Source organism: Paraburkholderia sp. SIMBA_054 (assembly GCF_046534875.1).
Lineage (GTDB): Bacteria > Pseudomonadota > Gammaproteobacteria > Burkholderiales > Burkholderiaceae > Paraburkholderia > Paraburkholderia hospita.
In genome coordinates, this window is sequence record NZ_JAWRXV010000018.1 from 26,847 (window position 1) to 44,900 (window position 18,054).

Here is an 18,054-nt window from a genome sequence, read left to right on the forward strand (position 1 = left end):
CATGAATCTGTCCGCTCCGTTCATTCGCCGTCCCGTCGGCACGATGCTGCTTGCGATTGGTCTCGCGCTATTCGGCATCGTCGCGTTCCGGCTGCTGCCTGTCGCCGCGTTGCCGTCGGTGGATTTTCCTGTCGTGATGGTCAGCGCGACGCTTTCGGGTGCGAACCCCGATACGGTCGCCAAGACCGTGACGGCGCCGCTCGAACGCGCCTTCGGTTCAATTGCGGGCCTCACGCAGATGACGTCGCAAAGCTCCTCGGGTTCGTCGCAGATCGTGTTGCAGTTCGATCTGAACCGCGACATCGACGGCGCCGCGCGCGACGTGCAGGCGGCGATCAACGCCGCGCGCAGCAATCTGCCCACGACGCTCACGCAAACGCCGACCTATCGCAAGATGAATCCGGCTGCCGCGCCCGTGATGATCGTCGGGCTGACGTCGGATACGGTGGGCGTCGGGCAGATGTACGACTATGCGTCGTCGGTGCTGCAACAGAAGCTGCTGCAGGTGCAAGGCGTCGGCGATGTGACTGTGGGCGGCGGCGCGCTGCCGGCGGTGCGCGTCGAACTGAATCCCGATCAGTTGAGCCACTACGGCATCGCGCTCGACTCTGTCCGCACTGCGTTGGCCAACGCGAGCGTCGATCTGCCGAAGGGCGCCGTCAGCATGAACGGCGAGCACTATGTGCTGGGCGCGAACGATCAGTTGATGGAACCCGCTGACTACAAGCCGCTCGTGATCCGCACGCACGACGGCACGGTCGTGCATGTCACCGATGTCGCCCAAGTGGTGAAGTCGACGGAAGACCTGCGCAACTATGGCCTCGCGAACGGAAAGCCGGCGGTGCTGCTGATCTTGTCGAAGCAGCCGAACGCGAACGTGATCAAGACCGTCGACGCGATTCGCGCCACGCTGCCGCAACTCGCCGCGAGCCTGCCGTCGACGGTCAAGCTGAACGTCGTGCTGGACGGCACGCAGACGATCCGCTCGTCGGTGTTCGACGTTGAAGTCTCGCTGCTGGCGGCTGTGCTGCTGGTGACGGCTGTTTCATACGCGTTCTTCCGCGACTGGCGCAGCACGCTGATCCCGGCGATCACGGTGCCACTCGCGCTCGCGGGCACCTTCACCGCGATGTACTTCCTTGGCTACAGCCTGAACAACCTGTCGCTGATGGCGCTGACGATCTCGACCGGCTTCGTGGTCGACGACGCGATCGTCGTCGTCGAAAACATCATGCGGCATCTGGATCAGGGCAAGTCGCCGCTCGCTGCCGCGCTCGACGGCACGCGCGAAGTCGGCTTCACGGTGCTGACGATCAGCGTGTCGCTGGTGGTCGTGTTTCTGCCGCTCATCATGATGAGCGGTCTGGTTGGGCGGCTGTTCCGCGAGTTCTCGGTGTCGCTCGCGATTGCGATTCTGATTTCAATGGTGATCTCGCTTACGCTCGCGCCCACGCTTGGACGCTTGTTGTTGCGCCATGTTCCGCACAAGCAGAGCGAAGGCGCGGTCGGGCCGCGCGTCGAACGCGCTTATGGCCGCAGTCTGCGTTGGGCGCTGCGTCATCCGAAGACGATGCTTGCCGTCACCGTGTTCCTGCTGTTCGCCAATGTCGGCATGGTGGCCGTGATGCCGAAAGGCTTTTTCCCGATCGAAGACACGGGGCGGCTGATGGGCAACGTTCAGGCGTCGCAGAGCATTTCGTTTCAGGCGATGAAGCAGAAGTTCGATGAGATCAACAAGCGCATTCTGCAGAACCCGGATGTGCAATCGGTGTCGGGCTACGTCGGCGGGCGCAATGCGGTGAGCAACAGCATGATGTTCATTACGCTCAAGCCGCTGTCGGAGCGCAAGCATAGTGCCGATCAGGTGATCGCCGATCTGAGCCATCGCACGGCCGACATTCCCGGCGTGCGCCTGTTGATGCAATCGGCGCAGGATCTGATGTTCGGCGCGCGGCAAAGCTCGGCGCAGTTTCAGTACGCGGTGACGGCGGAGAACCAGGACGAGCTGGATACGTGGGTGCCGCGCATCGAGGCGAAGCTGCGCGCGTTGCCGCAACTGCGCGACGTGAACGCCGACGTGCAAAGCGCGAGTCTTTCGATGATGCTGCAAGTGAATCGCGACGCGGCGGCGCGCATGGGCGTGCCGTTCGAAGCAATCGACGATGCATTGAACGACGCGTTCAGCCAGCGCCAGATTGCGACGGTTTACGGCCCGGCGAACCAGTATCACGTGGTGATGGAAGTGGCGCCGCAGTACTGGCAAGACCCGAAGACGCTTGACACGCTGTACGTGCCAGCGACGAACGCGACCAGTACGTCCACTGCATCTTCATCAACGAACGCAACGCTCGTCCCATTGTCCGCGCTCGCAACGCGCACACTGGCGCACGCGCCCGTCACGATCGCGCACGACAACCAGTTCCCCGCTGTCACGCTGTCGTACAACCTGCGCGAAGGCGTGTCGATGAGCGATGCGAATGCGGCCATCAAGGCGGCCGTCGCGTCGCTGAATCTGCCGAACACGATTTTGCCGGCGTTCGCAGGGCAAGGCGCGATGATGCAGCAGTCGGGCGGCAGCGAAGTGTTGCTGATCATCGGCGCGCTGATTGCCGTGTATATCGCGCTCGGCATTCTGTACGAGAACCTCATTCATCCGCTGACGATTCTCTCGACGCTGCCCTCGGCGGGCCTCGGTGCGCTGATCGCGCTCTACGTATGCGGCTACGAGCTGACGATCATCGCGCTCATCGGCATCGTGTTGCTGATCGGCATCGTGAAGAAGAACGCGATCATGATGGTCGACTTCGCGGTCACGTACGAGCGGGAACAGGGCGCGAGCGCGGAGGACTCGATCTATCAGGCGTGCCTCACGCGCTTCAGGCCGATCATGATGACGACGCTCGCCGCGCTGTTCGGCGCGGTGCCGCTGATCGTCAGTTCGGGCTATGGGCATGAGTTTCGTCATCCGCTCGGCGTGGCGATTCTCGGCGGCCTGATGGTCAGCCAGTTGCTGACGCTCTTCACGACGCCCGTGATCTACCTCTGGCTCGACCGCTTCAACGGCCGGCGTGCCTCACGTAACGGAAACCCATCATGATGGACAAAGCAACGCGCACGATGCGGCGTGTGCATCGATCGATCGTGGCTGTCGCCATTGCGACTCTGTTCGCTGGCTGCGCAATCGGCCCCGACTACAAAAAGCCCGACGTCGCCGTGCCTGCCACGTTCAAGGAAATGAACAGCACCGACGCGAGCGGAATGTGGCAACAGGCTAAGCCAGATCCAGCGGCATCGCTGGATAGCCGCTGGTGGACGATGTTCGGCGACCAGACGCTCAACGATCTGTGCGAGCGCGCATTGAAGGCGAACCAGACGCTCGCGCAGTACGACGCGGCGTATCGGTCAGCGCGCGCCCAGGTGGCATCGGCACGCGCGAGCCTGTTTCCGACGGTTTCCTTTGCGGGCTCGGGCACGCGTTCGGGTAGTGGCAGCACGACGCAGGTGTCGTCGAGCGGAACCGTCAGCAGCTATGCGTCGAAGAGCGTGTCGGCGCAACTGGAGGCGAGCTGGGAGCCGGATTTGTGGGGCAGATTGCGGCGCTCCGTCGAAGCGAGCGAGGCGAGCGCGCAGGCATCGGATGCGCAACTGGCAGGCGAACGCCTGAGCGTGCTCGCGACGCTGGCCGTCGACTATTTCACCGTGCGGGCCGCCGACGCCGATCTCGCGATCCTCGATGAAGAACGACGCATCGACGCCGAACTGCTCGCGCTGACGGAAGCGAAGTACAAGCACGGTGTGTCGTCGTATGACGATGTGCGCACCGCACACAACACGCTGCAAGCCATCGACGAAAGCATCGCGAGCACGCAACTCACGCGCCGTCAGTATGAGCACGCGATTGCCGTGCTGATCGGCGAAGCGCCTGCGGCGTTCTCGTTGCCGGTGCAGGCGGACTATCGCTTCGCGTTGCCTGGGCTGCCCGTTTCGCTGCCGTCCGCACTGTTGCAGCGCCGGCCGGATGTCGTGCAGGCCGAGCGCACGGTCGCGCAGTACAACGCGAAGATCGGCGTTGCGAAGGCGGGCTATTTCCCGACCATCACGCTTTCGGCGGATGGCGGTTGGAGCGGCACTTCGCTCGCACATCTCGTCTCGCTGCCGGCGCGCTTCTGGTCGCTTGGATTCGACGTTGCGCAAACGGTGTTCGATGCGGGCGCGACGAGCGCATCGGTGCGCGCTGCGCGTGCCAACTACGATCAGGAAGTCGCCGCGTACCGGCAGACGGTGTTGAGCGCGTTCCAGGACGTCGAAGATTATTTGAGCGCGGTGCAGATAACGACGCGCCAAGCGTCGGCATCGAACGACGTCGCGCAGCGCAGCGGCGAACTCGCGGCCAGCCAGCAGCGCAATTTCGCGGCGGGCACATCGAGCCGCATCGATGTGCTCGATACACAACTGACGCAAGTACAGGACCGCAAGATCGCGCTCGATTACAGCAGCACCGCGCTACAAAACGCCGTCATGCTCGTGAAAGCATTGGGCGGCGGCTGGGATGGCGATGTGACGACCGCAAAGGCGGCGGCACCTTCTGAATAGTGAATTGCGCCGGATGCGGCGCATATGACGTGTACCGCTTTGCTCGTGACGATTTATTGGTTCGTCGCGCGCATGGGCGTTGCTAAAGTCGCGGCTCATCATCGATATCGGCGATGAGCCGTCGCACGCTGCACGCCGCTACACGCATAACTATCAGAAGGTCTTTACCATGAAAATCCGATTCGCTGGCGCTGTCATCATGGGGTTGATGCTCGCCGCTTCCAGCGCGGCGCACGCCGACCGTCTCGACGACATCAAGAAAGCAGGCGTGCTGCGCGTCGCAACGTTCGACAGCAATCCACCGTTTGGCTTTGTCGATCCGAAGAACAATCAGATTGTTGGACTCGATGTCGATTACGCGCGCGCCGTCGCGGACAAACTCGGCGTGAAGCTCGAAATCCAGCCGACCAATCCCGCTAACCGCATTGCGTTTCTGAAGTCGGGCAAGGTCGATCTGGTATTCGCAAACTTCACGATCACCGACGAGCGCAAGAAAGAAGTCGATTTCAGCACGCCGTATTTTGCGTCGGGCACGCAGTTCATCGCGAAGAAGGGCGTGCTGAAAACGCCGCAGCAACTGAACAGCCTGCGCGTCGGCGCGGATAAAGGCACGACGAACGAGCAGCAGGTTCGCGCGCAATTCCCCGGCGCGACGATCGTCGCGTATGACGACACGCCGTTCGCATTCGCCGCGCTGCGCACGGGCAACGTGCAGGCGATCACGCAGGACGGCCCCAAGCTGGTCGCGCTGCTGGCGAACGTGCCGGACAAGGCGAACTACGAAATTTCGCCGTTCACGATTTCCAACGACTACGAAGGCGTGGGCGTGCCGAAGGGCGAGACGCGTCTGTTGAACGTGGTCGATGACACGCTGAAGGGGCTCGAAGCGAACGGCACTGCGGGCAAGATCTACGATCAGTGGTTTGGCCCGACCAGCCGCGCGCCGTTGCCGCGTCTGTTCAAGATCGGCGATCCGCAGAAGAGCTGAACCACGTATGAACGGCTGGCTGGAACCGAAGTACGTCGGGTGGCTCGCGCACGGCTTCTTGATGACCTTGCTGTTGTCGGCGTGCGTGATCGTGTCGGCGACGCTACTGGGCTTCACACTTGCGATGGCGCGCAACGCGCGTAACGGCTTCGTTACGCGCGTTGCTGCGCTGTATGTGCTCGTCTTTCGCAACTCGCCGTTGCTCGTGCAGTTGCTGTTCTGGTACTTCGGTGCGGCGACGCTGCTGCCGCAAAGCTGGATGGAGTGGCTCAATACGCCGCATACGCTTTCGTTGTGGACCTTCACGCTCGCATGGCCGCCGTTCGAGTTCGTCGCGGGCTGGATCGGGTTGATGTGCTATGCGACGACGTTCGTCGGCGAAGAGTTTCGCGCGGGAATGCGCGGCGTCAAGGACGGGCAGTATCAGGCCGCTGCCGCGTTGGGACTCGCGCCGCTCGGCGCGTTTCGCTACGTGATCCTGCCGCAGGCGATCCGTATTGCAACCCCGCCGCTCGCGGGGCAATACATGAACATCGTGAAGAATTCGTCGCTGACGATGGCGATCGGTCTCGCGGAACTGTCATACACGTCGCGGCAAGTCGATACCGAAACGTTCAAGACGTTCCAGGCGTTCGGCGCCGCGACGGTTCTCTATATCGCGACCATCGCCGCGATCGAAGTCGGCTTGCTTCTCTGGAAGCGCCGCAGCGCGCACGCGTGGCAGCGAGGCACCGCATGAGCGCAATCGACTGGTTGCCGACGTTGCGTTATCTGCTGCTCGGCACGTTCCCGAATGGCCCGCTCGGCGGGGCCGCGTTGACGCTGGTGATGTCGATTGTGTCGGCGCTGTTGTCCGCAGTTGTCGGGCTGGCGGGCGGCATTGCCTTGTCGATGACGCGCGGCGCGGTGCATCTCGCGCTTACCGCCGTCGTTGGCTTTTTCCGCGCGATTCCCGTCCTGATGCTGATCTTCTGGACCTTCTTTCTGATGCCGATGCTGCTGCACATCGACGTGCCCGGACTCGCGACGGTCGTATGCGCGCTGGCGCTGATCGGCGGCGCGTATCTGTCGCATTCGGTGCAGGCGGGCGTCGCCGCCGTCCGCGCGGGGCAGGAGCAGGCGGCCATGTCGCTGGGCCTCACGCGCTGGCAGGCGTTGCGCTACGTGCTGTTGCCGCAGGCCGTGCGGATCATGACGCCGTCGTTCGTGAACCAGTGGGTGTCGCTGATCAAGGACACGTCGCTTGCGTATATCGTCGGCGTGCCTGAGTTCACGTTTCTCGCCAACCAGGTCAATAACCGGCTGATGGTCTATCCCGTGCAGATATTCCTGTTCGTCGGTCTGGTTTATCTGCTGCTGTGCTCCGCGTTGCAATTGTGCGCGACACGCCTGCTCGATGGCAGGTGGCGTCGCAATACGCCCGACACGCACTCGCGAACCACCCCGTTCCCTCATGTCCAATCCGCCGATTCCTGAATCCAAAGCCGCTCCCGCGTTGCCGCGTCGCCGGATGCTCGGCGGGCTGGCGCTTTCCGCGCTGGTCGCGCCCGGTGTGAAGGCGGCGACGCTGTTGCGCCCGCTGAACGTCGATCCGTGGACGCAAACGCCCGGCGCGCCGATCCTCGATCATCCGTATGGGCAGCCGTCGCCGCGCGAAGCGAACGTGGTGCGCCGCGCGGCGCGCGCATGGCCGATGCCGGGCGCGGCCTCGTCGCTCACGCCGCTCGCGGACCTGCACGGCACGATCACGCCGAACGGGCTCGTGTACGAGCGTCACCATTCGGGTGTGCCGGATATCGATCCCGACGCGCATCGCCTCGTCGTGCACGGTCTCGTGCGCGAGCCGAAGTTGTTCACGATGGACGATCTGCTGCGTCTGCCGTCCGAGTCGCGGATTCATTTCCTGGAATGCTCGGGCAACACGGGGAGCGAATGGAAAGGCCCGAGCGGCCTGCCTGTGCAGATCACGCACGGACTGCTGTCGTGTTGCGAATGGACGGGTGTGCGTCTTTCGACCTTGCTCGAAGCGACGGGCGGACTCGCGGCGGCGACGGACGGACGCGCACCGAAATGGCTGCTCGCCGAAGGCGCCGATGCTGCCGCGATGACACGCAGTTTGCCGCTCGACCGGATTCTCGACCGCGCGCTCGTCGTCTATGCGCAAAACGGCGAGCGCCTGCGGCCGGAGAACGGTTATCCGCTGCGGCTGCTCGTGCCGGGCTTCGAAGGCAATACGAACGTGAAGTGGCTGCGGCGGCTGAAGATCGTCGATGCGCCGCTGGAGACGCGCGAGGAAACGTCGAAATACACGGGGCTGTTGCCGGATGGAAGCGCGCGGCAGTTTGTGTTCGAGATGGACGCGAAGTCGGTGATTACGCGGCCGTCGTCGGGGCAAAAGCTGACAGTGCACGGCTTTTATCCGATTGTCGGTCTCGCGTGGTCGGGGCGCGGCGCGATTCGCCGGGTCGAAGTATCGACGGATGGCGGAAAGACGTGGCAGGACGCGGCGCTCGACGACACGCCGCGCGATCGCGCGTTGACGCGTTTTCAATCGGGCTGGGTCTGGAACGGTGAGCCCACAGTCATTCTGTCGCGCGCCACTGATTCGACCGGTTATGTGCAGCCAACGCGCGAGGCTCTCGTGCAGGCGCGCGGGCTGAACTCGAACTATCACTACAACGGCATTCACCAGTGGCGCATCGGCGCCGATGGAAGCGTGAAAAATGCTTAGGTCCATCTTTCGAGTGTCTTTGCTTTGCGCGTCGCTGGCTGCGTGCTCGACTTCGTTGACCGCATCGAATGACGGGCAACGGCCCGCGTTGAATGCGGATCTGCGCAAGTCGGCCGATGCGATCGGCACGCCCGTCAACGATGCCGACATCGTCGCATGGAATATCGACGTCGCGCCCGATGGCCACGGTTTGCCCTCGGGCAGCGGCGACGTGGCGATGGGCGGCAAAATCTTCGCGGCCAAATGCGCCGCGTGCCACGGTGCGAAGGGAGAAGGGCTGATCGGCGATCAGCTGATTGGCGGACGCGGCACGCTCGCTTCAGCGAATCCGAAGCGCACGGTAGGCAGCTACTGGCCGTATGCGACGACGCTCTTCGACTACATCCGCCGCGCGATGCCGTACAACGCACCGCAATCGCTCAGCGCCGATGAAGTCTATGCGGTGAGCGCCTGGATTCTGAACCAGAACGGCATCGTGCCCGACGATGCGCGTCTCGATGCGCATTCGCTGGCGTCGGTCCGCATGCCCAATCGCGACGGCTTCGTTGCTGATCCGCGACCGGGGCGTCTGTAGCCATCTCGCTCCGTCGCGCGTAGAACAACCGGTCAGACGGTCTGCGCAAGTTGTGCAGCTTGTGTCGATTCCGAGAACTGGTTCTCCGGGCGCGGCAGTCCCAGATGCTCGCGCAGCGTGCGGCCCGCGTATTCGGTGCGAAACAGTCCGCGGCGCTGCAACTCCGGCACGACCAGTTCGGCAAACTCGCTAAGTCCACCAGGCAGCCACGGCGACATGATGTTGAAGCCGTCGGCGCCTTCCTCTTCGAACCACTGCTGCAACTGGTCCGCGATGCTCTGCGGCGTGCCGATCACCTGCTGATGCCCGCGCGCACCCGCGATGCGCAGATATAGCTGGCGTATCGTCAGATTGTCGCGGCGCGCGAGATCGAGCAGAAGCCGTTGCCGGCTTTTGCCGCCGTTCGTTTCCGGCAATTCAGGCACAGGCCCGTCGACGTCATACATCGACAGATCGACGCCGCCCGACATGTTCGACAGCAACTGCAAGCCGACAGTCGGATGAATCAGGTCCTGCAACGCGTCGAACTTGTCTTGCGCTTCCTGCTGCGTCCTGCCGATCACGGGAAAAATGCCGGGCATGATCTTCAGATGCTCGGGCCGGCGTCCATAGCGCGCAAGCCGACCTTTCACGTCGCGATAGAAATGCTTCGCTTCGTCGAGCGTCTGATGCGCGACGAAGATCACTTCGGCCGTTTGCGCAGCGAGTTCCTTGCCCGCATCGGATGCGCCCGCCTGAATCACGACGGGGCGCCCTTGCGGCGAACGCGCGACGTTCAGCGGCCCACGCACCTTGAAATGCTTGCCGCGATAGTCGAGCACATGCACCTTGTCGGGATCGAAGTAGATGCCGCTCGCCTTGTCGCGCAGGAACGCGTCGTCGTCCCAGCTATCCCACAGCCCTGTCACCACGTCGTGAAATTCCTTTGCGCGCTCGTAGCGCAGCGCGTGGTCCGGATGCTTGTCGAAACCGAAGTTGTGCGCCTCCGTCTCCGTGCTCGACGTGACGAGATTCCAGCCGGATCGTCCGCCGCTCAGATGATCGAGCGAAGCAAACTTGCGCGCCACGTTGTACGGTTCGTTGAACGTCGTGGAAACCGTGGCGACCAGGCCGATATGCGAAGTCACGACGGACAGCGCGGACAGCAGCGTCAGCGGCTCGAAGTGATCCGCGCGCGCCGTGCGCGACAGCGACGGCAAATGCGTGTCGCGCACGCTGACGCTGTCGGCGAAGAAGATCGCGTCGAACTTCGCGCGCTCGGCGATCTGCGCGAGCTGCGCGTAGTGCGCGAAGTCGAGGCCACCTGTCGCGTGCGTGTCGGGGTGGCGCCATGCGGCGATGTGGTGTCCCGTTTCCATCAGGAATGCGCCGAGGCTGATCTGTCTTTGGTGTTGTCGTGCTTCGCTCACTGTAGTTTCCTTGATCGACGTCGAAAGAAATCGGGCTTTACCACGCAAGGCGCCATTCCGTGATGCGCGGCTCATGTGCGTTTGTGCGCAGGCCGCTGCCAGGCGTGTCTTGATCGGCGGGCGCGGGCCGGTCGGTGAAATCGGCGAGGATCTGCTCGCGCAGCCGCACGAAGCGCGCATCGCTGCGCTCGCGCGGGCGTGGCAGATCGACGTGGGCGATGCGCTTCACGCGGCCTGGACGCGGCGCCATCGTCACGACGCGGTCACCCAGATAGATCGCTTCGTCGACGTCGTGCGTGACGAGAATCATCGTGATCCGCTCGTGCTGCCAGATGCGCTGCAATTCGTTTTGTAGACGCCCGCGCGTCAGCGCATCGAGCGCGCCGAACGGTTCGTCGAGCAACAGCACGCGCGGCCGGTTCACGAGTCCTCGGGCAATCGCGACGCGCTGCGCCATGCCACCCGACAACTGATGCGGATACGCATGCTCGAAGCCTTCCAGGCCGACGAGCGCAACATGCTCGGCGACGGCTTCGCGCTTTTGCTGTGTCGAAAGCGGCGCGTTGCGCAACGCGGCGAGTATGTTCTGCGAAGCCGTGAGCCACGGGAACAGCCGGTGATCCTGAAACACGATGCCGCGTTCGAGCGACGTGTCGCGCACGCGCTCGCCGTCGACACGGATATCGCCGCGATAGTCGCGATCGAGTCCCGCGACGAGCCGCAGCAGCGTCGACTTGCCGCAACCGCTCGCGCCGAGCACGCTGACGAATTCGCCCTGCGCGATATCGAGCGAGATGTCGTCGAGCACGAGCAGGGTGCCGTTCGCTTCGTCCTGCTGCGCGTAGCGTTTGCTGACGTTGCGGATGCGGATGCCTTCGGAGACTGTCGTCGTCATATGCCGTTACCTGAATGTTGATGTCACGCGGCGGCGCGTTCGCGCGATGCACCGCTGCGCCGCGCAAGCACACGCCGTTCGACGCCGCGCGCAAGCGCGTTGAGCCCCCAGCCCGTGATGCCGACGACGATGATTCCAAACAGCACGAGGTCCATCCTGAACTGCTCGCTGCCGTCGATCAGCGTATTGCCGATCCCGCTGCCCGCCACCAGCAGATATTCCGCGCCGAGCGTCGCGAGCCACGAGTAGATCAGCGCCAGATAGATGCCTGTGAAGATCGACGGCAGCGCGGCGGGCAGGATCACGAAGCGGGCCATTTGAAGGCGCGAATAGCGAAACGCGCGTGCGACTTCGACATAGCGCGGCGACACGGCGTGGATGCCGTCGCAGGTGTGCGCGGCGACGGGCAGCAGCGCGGCCAGCGACAGGAACACGACCTTTGCCATGTCGCCGAGACCAAACCACACGGAGATCAGCGGTATCCACGCGAACAGCGAGATTTGCTTGAAGGTGTCGAACGTCGGACCGATCAGTCGCGTCGCGATGCGCGAGAAGCCGAGCGCCGCGCCGAGCAGCAGGCCGCCCGCCGTGCCGATCACGAAGCCGCTCGCTTCACGCGCAAGCGAAGCCGACAGCGCGCGCAGCAACGCGCCGCTTTGAATCTGCTGAACGCTAGTGCGCGCGACATCGACGGGGCTGACGAGCAAGCCGCTCTTGACGAGATGCAACGCCGATACGAGCCACCACAGCGCGAACGCGGCGAGCGGCAGCACGAGGCCGCGCCAGTTGAACGCGGAAAGACGCTGTTTGAGTGCGGACTTACGCGCGGGCTTTACGGGTGCGTCGCAACTGCATGGAGGCGGTCCGCTGGATTTGCGCTGCGAAAAAAGACGTGGAAACGGACGTGGGGAAGGCATGACGTGTGTCCTCGGTCGAATGATTCACTCGCGAAATGCCGACGGTTGTCCGCGCCGCAGACGGGCTTCGAGTGCATCGAGCGCGCGGTTGATCGCAAAGCCGATTGCGCCGACGATCACGACGGAAGCCATCACCAGGTCGAGCTGAAAGAGCTGCCGGCCGTACACGATCAGATAGCCGAGCCCTTCCGACGATGCGACCAGTTCCACCACGACGAGCGCGAGCCACGCCTTGGTGAACGCGAGCCGCACGCCTGTGGCGAGCGTCGGCACGGCGGCGGGCAGCACGACATACACGACGCGCTGCAAACGGCTGTAGCCGAACACGCGCGCAACTTCATCGAGCGCGGCGGGCGTGTTCCGCACGCCTTGCATCGTGCTCAACGTGACGGGCACGAGCGCGGCATGCGCGATCAGGATGTACTTGAGCGGCTCGCCGACGCCGACCAGCAACAGCAGGAACGGCAGCCAGCCCAACACGGGAATCTGCACGAGCGCATTGAAGGCGGGCAGCACATAGGCTTCGACGGTGCGCGACAAACCCAAGGCCGCCCCGATGAAGAAGCCCGCGAGCGCGCCGACGCCGAAGCCGACCAGCACGCGTTGCAGGCTGACCAGTGTGTTGCGCGCCAGGTCGCCACTGAGCGCGAGTTCGTACAGCGTGTCGAACACCTGTTGCGGCGGCGGAAGAATCTGCGGCGCGATCCAGCCGCGCGCGCAACCGATGCTCCATAGCGCAAACAGCGCAGCAGGCAGCAGCCACGGCGCGAGATGCCACACGACCGCGCGCACGCGCCGTTGCACCTGCTCCGATGCCGGGCTTGCCTGGTCCTGGTCCGATGTGGCGCGCTTCGGAATGGCAGGCCACTGGTCGATTGCCTTGCTCATCGCGGACTCCGTCAACCCAGCGGTTTGCCTTGCGCGTCGTAACGCGTCCAGTAGTGCTCGAGCGACTGTGTGCGCAGTGCGTTGTCGAGATAGCGCGTCTCGAACCAGCCGTCGACTTCGACGGGTTGGCGGATCAGCTTGAGCTTGAGCGCGTCGTTCGCCACGGCCTTGTAGCGCGCCAGGATGAATGGATCGACGAGCGGCGAATTGCGCGACTTCAGAGTCTGGTTGGCGAACTCCGCTTGCCACGACGAGTAGGTGACGCCGCTCTTCGCCCACAGCTTGAAGAGCGCGTCGCGGTTCGCTTCGTCCGACGACCATTGCGCGCCTTTGACGAAGCCATTGACCACGCGCTGCACGATGTCGGGATGCGCGCGGTCGAAGTCGTCGAGCACGAGCAGATGCGACTGTCGCGTGAATTGCGGGCCGTCCGTCTGCGATTCGTAGATGATCTTCGCGAGACCCTGATCGCGCAGCTTGTAGAGGTGATAGTCGTTGACCGACGCGTCGATGCCCTTCGACGACAACGCCGCCAGCGAACTCGCCGAGTCGAGATTGATCACGCGCAGGTCGCGTTCGTCGAGCTGGTTCGCGGCGAGCACGTTGTCCGCGACCAGTTGCAGATTGGTGCCGCGAAAGATCGACACGCGCCGGCCTTTCAGATCCTTCACCGACTGCACGTTCGAATCGGGCGGCACGGCGATCTTCACGCCGACGCGCACGCCCGATTCGAGCAGGATGCGCGTCTTCAGGCCATTCGCGCGGCCGAGCACGGAAGGCAGATCGCCCTGAAAAGCGAAGTCGAGCGATTTGTCGGCGATTGCTTCGTTGACGGCGGGCCCCGCGCCCTTGAAGAACAGCCATTCGACCTTGATGCCGTCGGCGGCGAATTCCTTTTCGAGCAGTTGTAACTGCTGCACCGTCGCGGCGGGCGAGCCGCCGAACGTGGGCGGATCGCCCGCGCCTTGCTGCGCGACGCCGATGCGGATCACGGCAGGTTTATCGGCGTGTGCCTGCGGCACGGTGAAGGCAAGCGCGGTCGCGAGCAGAACGGACCTCACGAGCGTGAAGGTGCGTCGGAATCGGTTGTCCATTGAATGAGCGAATGCAAACGGAAGAAGAGATGAAGGGCGGACGCCGAAGGTGGCGAACCGTCGAGGCGCGACTAGTGCGCGAGCGGTTTGCGAGCCGTGGTGAAGATCATGCGGCGTGTCAACTGCAGACCACGCGGACCGCGATGCGATTCGAGCGCGGCTGCGAGGCGCTCGCGTAGACGCGCGATGTGCGGATCGGGCAGCGACGACAGGAAATTGCCGAAGGAACTCGCGCGGCTGAAGGACAGCACGTCGTCGACGTTGTCGAATGCGTCGTCGAATTCGCGGATTTCGTTGAGCGTGGGTTCGAAGCCCACGGAAGCCAGCAGCGTTGCCGTGCTTTCGCGCGTGAGCTTGTTCGGCGCGCCGATCTCCGCGTGCCGGGAGGCCGGGTCGTCGGCGATCAGCGTGTGCAGCACGCGATGCAGATCGTGCGGCACGTCTGCGGGCATGGTCGTGAAGCCGATCCGGCCGCCGGGCTTCAGCACGCGCCACGCTTCGCGCAACGCCGATTGCTGGTCCGGTATCCAGTGAATCACGCTGTTCAGGTAGACGACGTCGAAGTGCGCGTCGGCGATTTCCGCAAGTTTCTCCGCACGGCCGACGCGCGCCGCGAAACGGCCTTGCGCGCGTTGCAGCGCGCGCTCGACGCGCAGCGGCAACGGATCGATGCCGAGCACTTCGCCCTGTGCGCCGACGCGCTGCGCGGCCGATTCCGTCAGGCGGCCCGTGCCGCAGCCGATGTCGAGCACGCGTTCGCCTTTACGCAGGTCGAGCGCGTCGAGCAGTTGCAGACCATGATTGAACTGGCGGATGCCGAGGCGATCGTATTCGTCGGCAAGCGTGGCGGAATCGAGCTGCAGGCTGGGTGCTTTCGACATGGGAATGAGCGCAGTGGTCGTCTTTGAGCGCTCATTCTTGTCGACGTGGTACGTCGCGACAAGAAAGCATTCGAGCTATTCATATGCGCTGCGATGCTTTCCTGTCACGTTCTGGTGCGGCTGCGTTTGCTATCGTGATCAGGTATCTGCAAGAGTGAACGATGCGGATGCCTGGCCCGTTGATTTGCCGCTAATGTGTGTCAATGCGGTGTGTCAGTTCGTGCTCAGTTCGTCAATGCCTCGCGTTCGAGTTCGCGTAGCGGAATGTGACGCACATCGCGCCCTTTGACGACGAAGACGACGAATTCGGCAATGTTCTTCGCGTGATCGCCGATCCGCTCCAACGCCTTCGCGATAAACAGATATTCGAGCGCGACCGAAACGGTGCGCGGCGTCTCGTTCATGTGTGCCACGAGCCGCTCGACGAATGCGCGGAATACATCGTCGATGGCTTTGTCGTCGCGCACGATCTGCGCGGCGGCCACGGCGTCCATGCGCGCAAACGCGTCGAGCACCCGATGCAGGATCGACGACGCCAGTTCACCGCACTGCTTCAGCTCGGCCAGCGAGATGGACGAGGTTCCGCCATATTCGTCGATGCGCCGCATGCGTTTGGAGATCTTGCGCGCTTCGTCGCCCATGCGTTCGAGGTTGGTGACGCACTTCGACATGGCCATCAATAGCCGCAGGTCGCGTGCAGCCGGCTGTCGGCGCGCGATCACGCGGTGTATTTCTTCATCGATTTCGATTTCGAGCGCGTTCAGCTCACGCTCGCTGTCGCGAATGTCTTCGACGAGCGCGGGGTCATAGGCGTCGAGCAACGACAGACAGCGGGTAATTTGCCGTTCGACTACGCCGCCCATTTCCAGCAGGTTGGTCGATAGCATGTTGAGCGCAGCGTCGAACTGACTGGAGAGATGCTTGTCGGACATGATGCGCCCCCTTGCCACACAGGCTCTATGTAGTGTGATGCGGTATCACCGCTTGTCGCCACACCGCGTCGAATTCCGCAGTGTAGAAAACCGTATATATCGTTTTATGTTAACGGTGAAAAAATGCACATGCAAGCGGGGTTATACCGACGCGCAAGGTCGCGTTGCCTGCAGGCAACGGGTCGGAGGGAGCAAGAGAGCGTTGGCGGCCGTCTGCGGGCGGCCAGACGGCCACGACAGCGTTATTTGCCAGCAGGTGGGATCGGAATCATCCCGGGGAATACATACGCCTGCAACATCGCAATCACGCCGATTAACGCGGCTCCGGCAATGGAATGGAAGAACACCGTGCGGAAAATCGGCCCGAGCGCGAACGAACGCTCCTTCGGATCGTCGTAGCAGGCCGCGCAGGCGACCATGATCGACTGCGCGTCGATCATCTTGCCCATCACGCCGCCCGTCGAGTTCGTCGCCACGATCAGGATTGGGTTCAGATTGAGCTGCTGCGCCGTGATGCGTTGCAGGCTGCCGAACAACGCGTTCGACGCCGTGTCGGAGCCCGTCAGGAACACGCCGAGCCAACCGAGGAACGCCGCGAAGAACGGATAGAGCACCCCCGCCCCCGTGAACGCGAGGCCGAGGACGGCGTCGGTGCCTGAGTAGCGTGTGAGGAAACCGAGGCCCAGCACCTGGGCGATCACCAGCACGGGGATTTTCATCCGGCGCATGGTCTGAACGAAGGCGTCTTTCCATTGCGTGGCGCTTAGCCTCAGCACGAGGCCCGAAAGCACGGCGGCGACAAAAACGCCCGTTCCCGCCGCCGACAGCCAGTTGATCGTGAAGCGCGCCGCTTCCGCTTTCGCGTTGGCGGCCACGACGGGCGGCATCCGCTGCACGAGGTTGTGCAGCGCGGGCATGTCCCAGACGGGCAGCGACAGCGTGCCCTTGAAGGGCGAGCCGAGCAGCGTCGTCGAAAACGTGACGCCCGCGAACAGGTTGTTGAGCAGCTTCTTGAACTCCGGCACGCCCCACAGCGCGCAACAGGCGATCAGGATCACCCACGGCATCCACGCATAGACCGTTTCCGCCGCTGAATACGGGTACTTCCATTCGCCGCGGTCCGCCGTGACGGGTGTCGTGCCCTTGCCGGCGCGAGCGAGCGCTTCGCGTTCATCGCGCAGCAGAAAGCGTGTTTTCGGGTGCCACACGAAGCGCAGGAACAGCGCCGTGCAGATCACCGAGAACACGCCGGATACGACGTCCGTCATCAGATGCAGCGCGGGGCTGCCCGACGCGTAGAACTGCATGAGCGCGAACGATCCGCCCGCACATAGCATCGCGGGCCAGACTTCGAAGACTTCTTTCCACGTGCCGCCTTCCATCTTCACGAAGGTCGCGACCAGCCAGAAAGGCACGAGGACCGAGACGAACGGCAATTGATGGCCCGCCATCGCCGACAGCGTGACCTGATCGAGTTCGCTCACGGCCGCGAGCGTGACGATCGGCGTGCCGATCGCGCCCCACGCAACGGGTGCCGTATTCGCCAGCAGATTGAGCACGGCGGACTGGAAAGGCCTGAAGCCGAGCCCGACCATCACGGCACCTGCGATCGCGACGGGCGTGCCGAAGCCCGACGTGCCTTCGATGATCGCGCCGAACGAGAAAGCGATCAGCACGCATTGCAGCCGTCGATCGAAGGAAATGTGGACGATCGACTCCTTGACGATCTCGAACTTGCCCGTCACGACGCTCATCGTGTACAGGAACATCGCGGCGAGCACGATCCAGATGATGCCGAGAAAGCCGGAAAGCGAACCGAGCGCAAACGCGGAAACGGCCGACGCCACCGGCATCCTGAAGACCAGACACGAGATGATGAACGCGGCGATCACGCCGAAAAACGCTGCGTACGGCGCGGAGATGCCGAGATGCACGTTGCCCTGTGCATCGCGGTGGCGGTGCAGCGCGATGAAGTAGAGCAGCGTCAGAATCGGGATCGCGGCAACGATCGTGGAAAGGAATGCATTGCCCAACGGGTTATAGGTCTGCTGGTACATGGCTTTCCCTTTTGATCCAAGGATTCACGGTGAGCCAGCAACGGTCGAACCGCGCCGGAGCCACGCTCGATCCTTTCAGATTCCCGACCGATGCT

General features: G+C 63.5%; 15 protein-coding genes. 7 read left to right on the forward strand and 8 right to left on the reverse strand.

Going from position 1 to position 18,054, the window contains the following annotated elements:
* The first annotated feature begins 1 nt into the window (after nucleotide 1).
* From SB822_RS22165 to SB822_RS22195, 7 genes are all read left to right on the forward strand, one after another.
* Nucleotides 2-3,097: an efflux RND transporter permease subunit gene (locus SB822_RS22165; RefSeq protein WP_410855659.1), complete on the forward strand. Its 3,096-nt coding sequence runs from the start codon at nucleotides 2-4 to the stop codon at nucleotides 3,095-3,097.
* Nucleotides 3,094-4,593, forward strand: coding sequence for an efflux transporter outer membrane subunit (locus SB822_RS22170; RefSeq protein ID WP_410855660.1), 1,500 nt, complete (start codon nucleotides 3,094-3,096; stop codon nucleotides 4,591-4,593). Before SB822_RS22165 ends, SB822_RS22170 begins: the two co-directional genes overlap by 4 nt.
* A 169-nt stretch (nucleotides 4,594-4,762) precedes the next feature.
* Complete coding sequence (locus SB822_RS22175; RefSeq protein ID WP_007736359.1) at nucleotides 4,763-5,581, forward strand: ABC transporter substrate-binding protein; 819 nt, start codon at nucleotides 4,763-4,765, stop codon at nucleotides 5,579-5,581.
* A gap of 7 nt (nucleotides 5,582-5,588) precedes the next feature.
* Nucleotides 5,589-6,320 (forward strand): amino acid ABC transporter permease, encoded by a 732-nt coding sequence (locus SB822_RS22180; RefSeq protein WP_410855661.1) that lies wholly within the window; start codon nucleotides 5,589-5,591, stop codon nucleotides 6,318-6,320.
* The gene (locus tag SB822_RS22185) at nucleotides 6,317-7,057 is read left to right on the forward strand and encodes an amino acid ABC transporter permease (RefSeq protein ID WP_086915640.1); all 741 of its coding nucleotides are present in this window, start codon (nucleotides 6,317-6,319) and stop codon (nucleotides 7,055-7,057) included. Before SB822_RS22180 ends, SB822_RS22185 begins: the two co-directional genes overlap by 4 nt.
* Entirely contained in the window at nucleotides 7,035-8,312 is a 1,278-nt protein-coding gene (gene soxC / locus SB822_RS22190) for a sulfite dehydrogenase (protein ID WP_086915639.1), read from the forward strand. The genes SB822_RS22185 and soxC overlap by 23 nt, the downstream gene beginning before the upstream one ends.
* Nucleotides 8,305-8,886, forward strand: coding sequence for a c-type cytochrome (locus SB822_RS22195; RefSeq protein WP_410855662.1), 582 nt, complete (start codon nucleotides 8,305-8,307; stop codon nucleotides 8,884-8,886). The genes soxC and SB822_RS22195 overlap by 8 nt, the downstream gene beginning before the upstream one ends.
* Before the next feature lie 32 nt (nucleotides 8,887-8,918).
* Here SB822_RS22195 and SB822_RS22200 read toward each other — a convergent pair whose 3' ends face one another.
* From SB822_RS22200 to SB822_RS22235, 8 genes are all read right to left on the reverse strand, one after another.
* Nucleotides 8,919-10,295, reverse strand: a complete 1,377-nt coding sequence (locus SB822_RS22200) for an LLM class flavin-dependent oxidoreductase (protein ID WP_410855663.1) — start codon at nucleotides 10,293-10,295, stop codon at nucleotides 8,919-8,921.
* A gap of 37 nt (nucleotides 10,296-10,332) precedes the next feature.
* On the reverse strand, nucleotides 10,333-11,190 hold the full coding sequence (locus SB822_RS22205; RefSeq protein WP_009771419.1) for an ABC transporter ATP-binding protein: 858 nt from the start codon (nucleotides 11,188-11,190) through the stop codon (nucleotides 10,333-10,335).
* A 23-nt stretch (nucleotides 11,191-11,213) separates the two neighbouring features.
* Complete coding sequence (locus SB822_RS22210; protein ID WP_410855664.1) at nucleotides 11,214-12,107, reverse strand: ABC transporter permease; 894 nt, start codon at nucleotides 12,105-12,107, stop codon at nucleotides 11,214-11,216.
* A gap of 24 nt (nucleotides 12,108-12,131) precedes the next feature.
* A complete protein-coding gene (locus tag SB822_RS22215) occupies nucleotides 12,132-12,995 on the reverse strand; it encodes an ABC transporter permease (protein ID WP_410855665.1) in 864 nt (287 codons plus the stop codon).
* Nucleotides 12,996-13,006: 11 nt separating this feature from the next.
* Nucleotides 13,007-14,089, reverse strand: coding sequence for an ABC transporter substrate-binding protein (locus SB822_RS22220; protein WP_410855666.1), 1,083 nt, complete (start codon nucleotides 14,087-14,089; stop codon nucleotides 13,007-13,009).
* Nucleotides 14,090-14,160: 71 nt separating this feature from the next.
* Nucleotides 14,161-14,970 (reverse strand): class I SAM-dependent methyltransferase, encoded by an 810-nt coding sequence (locus tag SB822_RS22225; RefSeq protein WP_410855667.1) that lies wholly within the window; start codon nucleotides 14,968-14,970, stop codon nucleotides 14,161-14,163.
* A 224-nt stretch (nucleotides 14,971-15,194) separates the two neighbouring features.
* Entirely contained in the window at nucleotides 15,195-15,902 is a 708-nt protein-coding gene (gene phoU, locus SB822_RS22230; protein ID WP_007736342.1) for a phosphate signaling complex protein PhoU, read from the reverse strand.
* 242 nt (nucleotides 15,903-16,144) lie between these two features.
* A complete protein-coding gene (locus SB822_RS22235) occupies nucleotides 16,145-17,959 on the reverse strand; it encodes an L-lactate permease (RefSeq protein ID WP_079502175.1) in 1,815 nt (604 codons plus the stop codon).
* Nucleotides 17,960-18,054 lie beyond the last annotated feature (95 nt).

Bases quoted from the DNA above. Each gene is read 5' to 3' on its own strand.
- SB822_RS22225 (WP_410855667.1), bottom strand. From the start codon at position 14,970: ATGTCGAAAGCACCCAGCCTGCAGCTCGATTCCGCCACGCTTGCCGAC.
- SB822_RS22210 (WP_410855664.1), bottom strand. From the start codon at position 12,107: ATGCCTTCCCCACGTCCGTTTCCACGTCTTTTTTCGCAGCGCAAATCC.
- SB822_RS22185 (WP_086915640.1), top strand. From the start codon at position 6,317: ATGAGCGCAATCGACTGGTTGCCGACGTTGCGTTATCTGCTGCTCGGC.
- SB822_RS22195 (WP_410855662.1), top strand. From the start codon at position 8,305: ATGCTTAGGTCCATCTTTCGAGTGTCTTTGCTTTGCGCGTCGCTGGCT.
- SB822_RS22170 (WP_410855660.1), top strand. From the start codon at position 3,094: ATGATGGACAAAGCAACGCGCACGATGCGGCGTGTGCATCGATCGATC.
- SB822_RS22175 (WP_007736359.1), top strand. From the start codon at position 4,763: ATGAAAATCCGATTCGCTGGCGCTGTCATCATGGGGTTGATGCTCGCC.
- SB822_RS22215 (WP_410855665.1), bottom strand. From the start codon at position 12,995: ATGAGCAAGGCAATCGACCAGTGGCCTGCCATTCCGAAGCGCGCCACA.
- SB822_RS22165 (WP_410855659.1), top strand. From the start codon at position 2: ATGAATCTGTCCGCTCCGTTCATTCGCCGTCCCGTCGGCACGATGCTG.
- soxC (WP_086915639.1), top strand. From the start codon at position 7,035: ATGTCCAATCCGCCGATTCCTGAATCCAAAGCCGCTCCCGCGTTGCCG.
- SB822_RS22180 (WP_410855661.1), top strand. From the start codon at position 5,589: ATGAACGGCTGGCTGGAACCGAAGTACGTCGGGTGGCTCGCGCACGGC.
- SB822_RS22220 (WP_410855666.1), bottom strand. From the start codon at position 14,089: ATGGACAACCGATTCCGACGCACCTTCACGCTCGTGAGGTCCGTTCTG.
- phoU (WP_007736342.1), bottom strand. From the start codon at position 15,902: ATGTCCGACAAGCATCTCTCCAGTCAGTTCGACGCTGCGCTCAACATG.
- SB822_RS22205 (WP_009771419.1), bottom strand. From the start codon at position 11,190: ATGACGACGACAGTCTCCGAAGGCATCCGCATCCGCAACGTCAGCAAA.
- SB822_RS22235 (WP_079502175.1), bottom strand. From the start codon at position 17,959: ATGTACCAGCAGACCTATAACCCGTTGGGCAATGCATTCCTTTCCACG.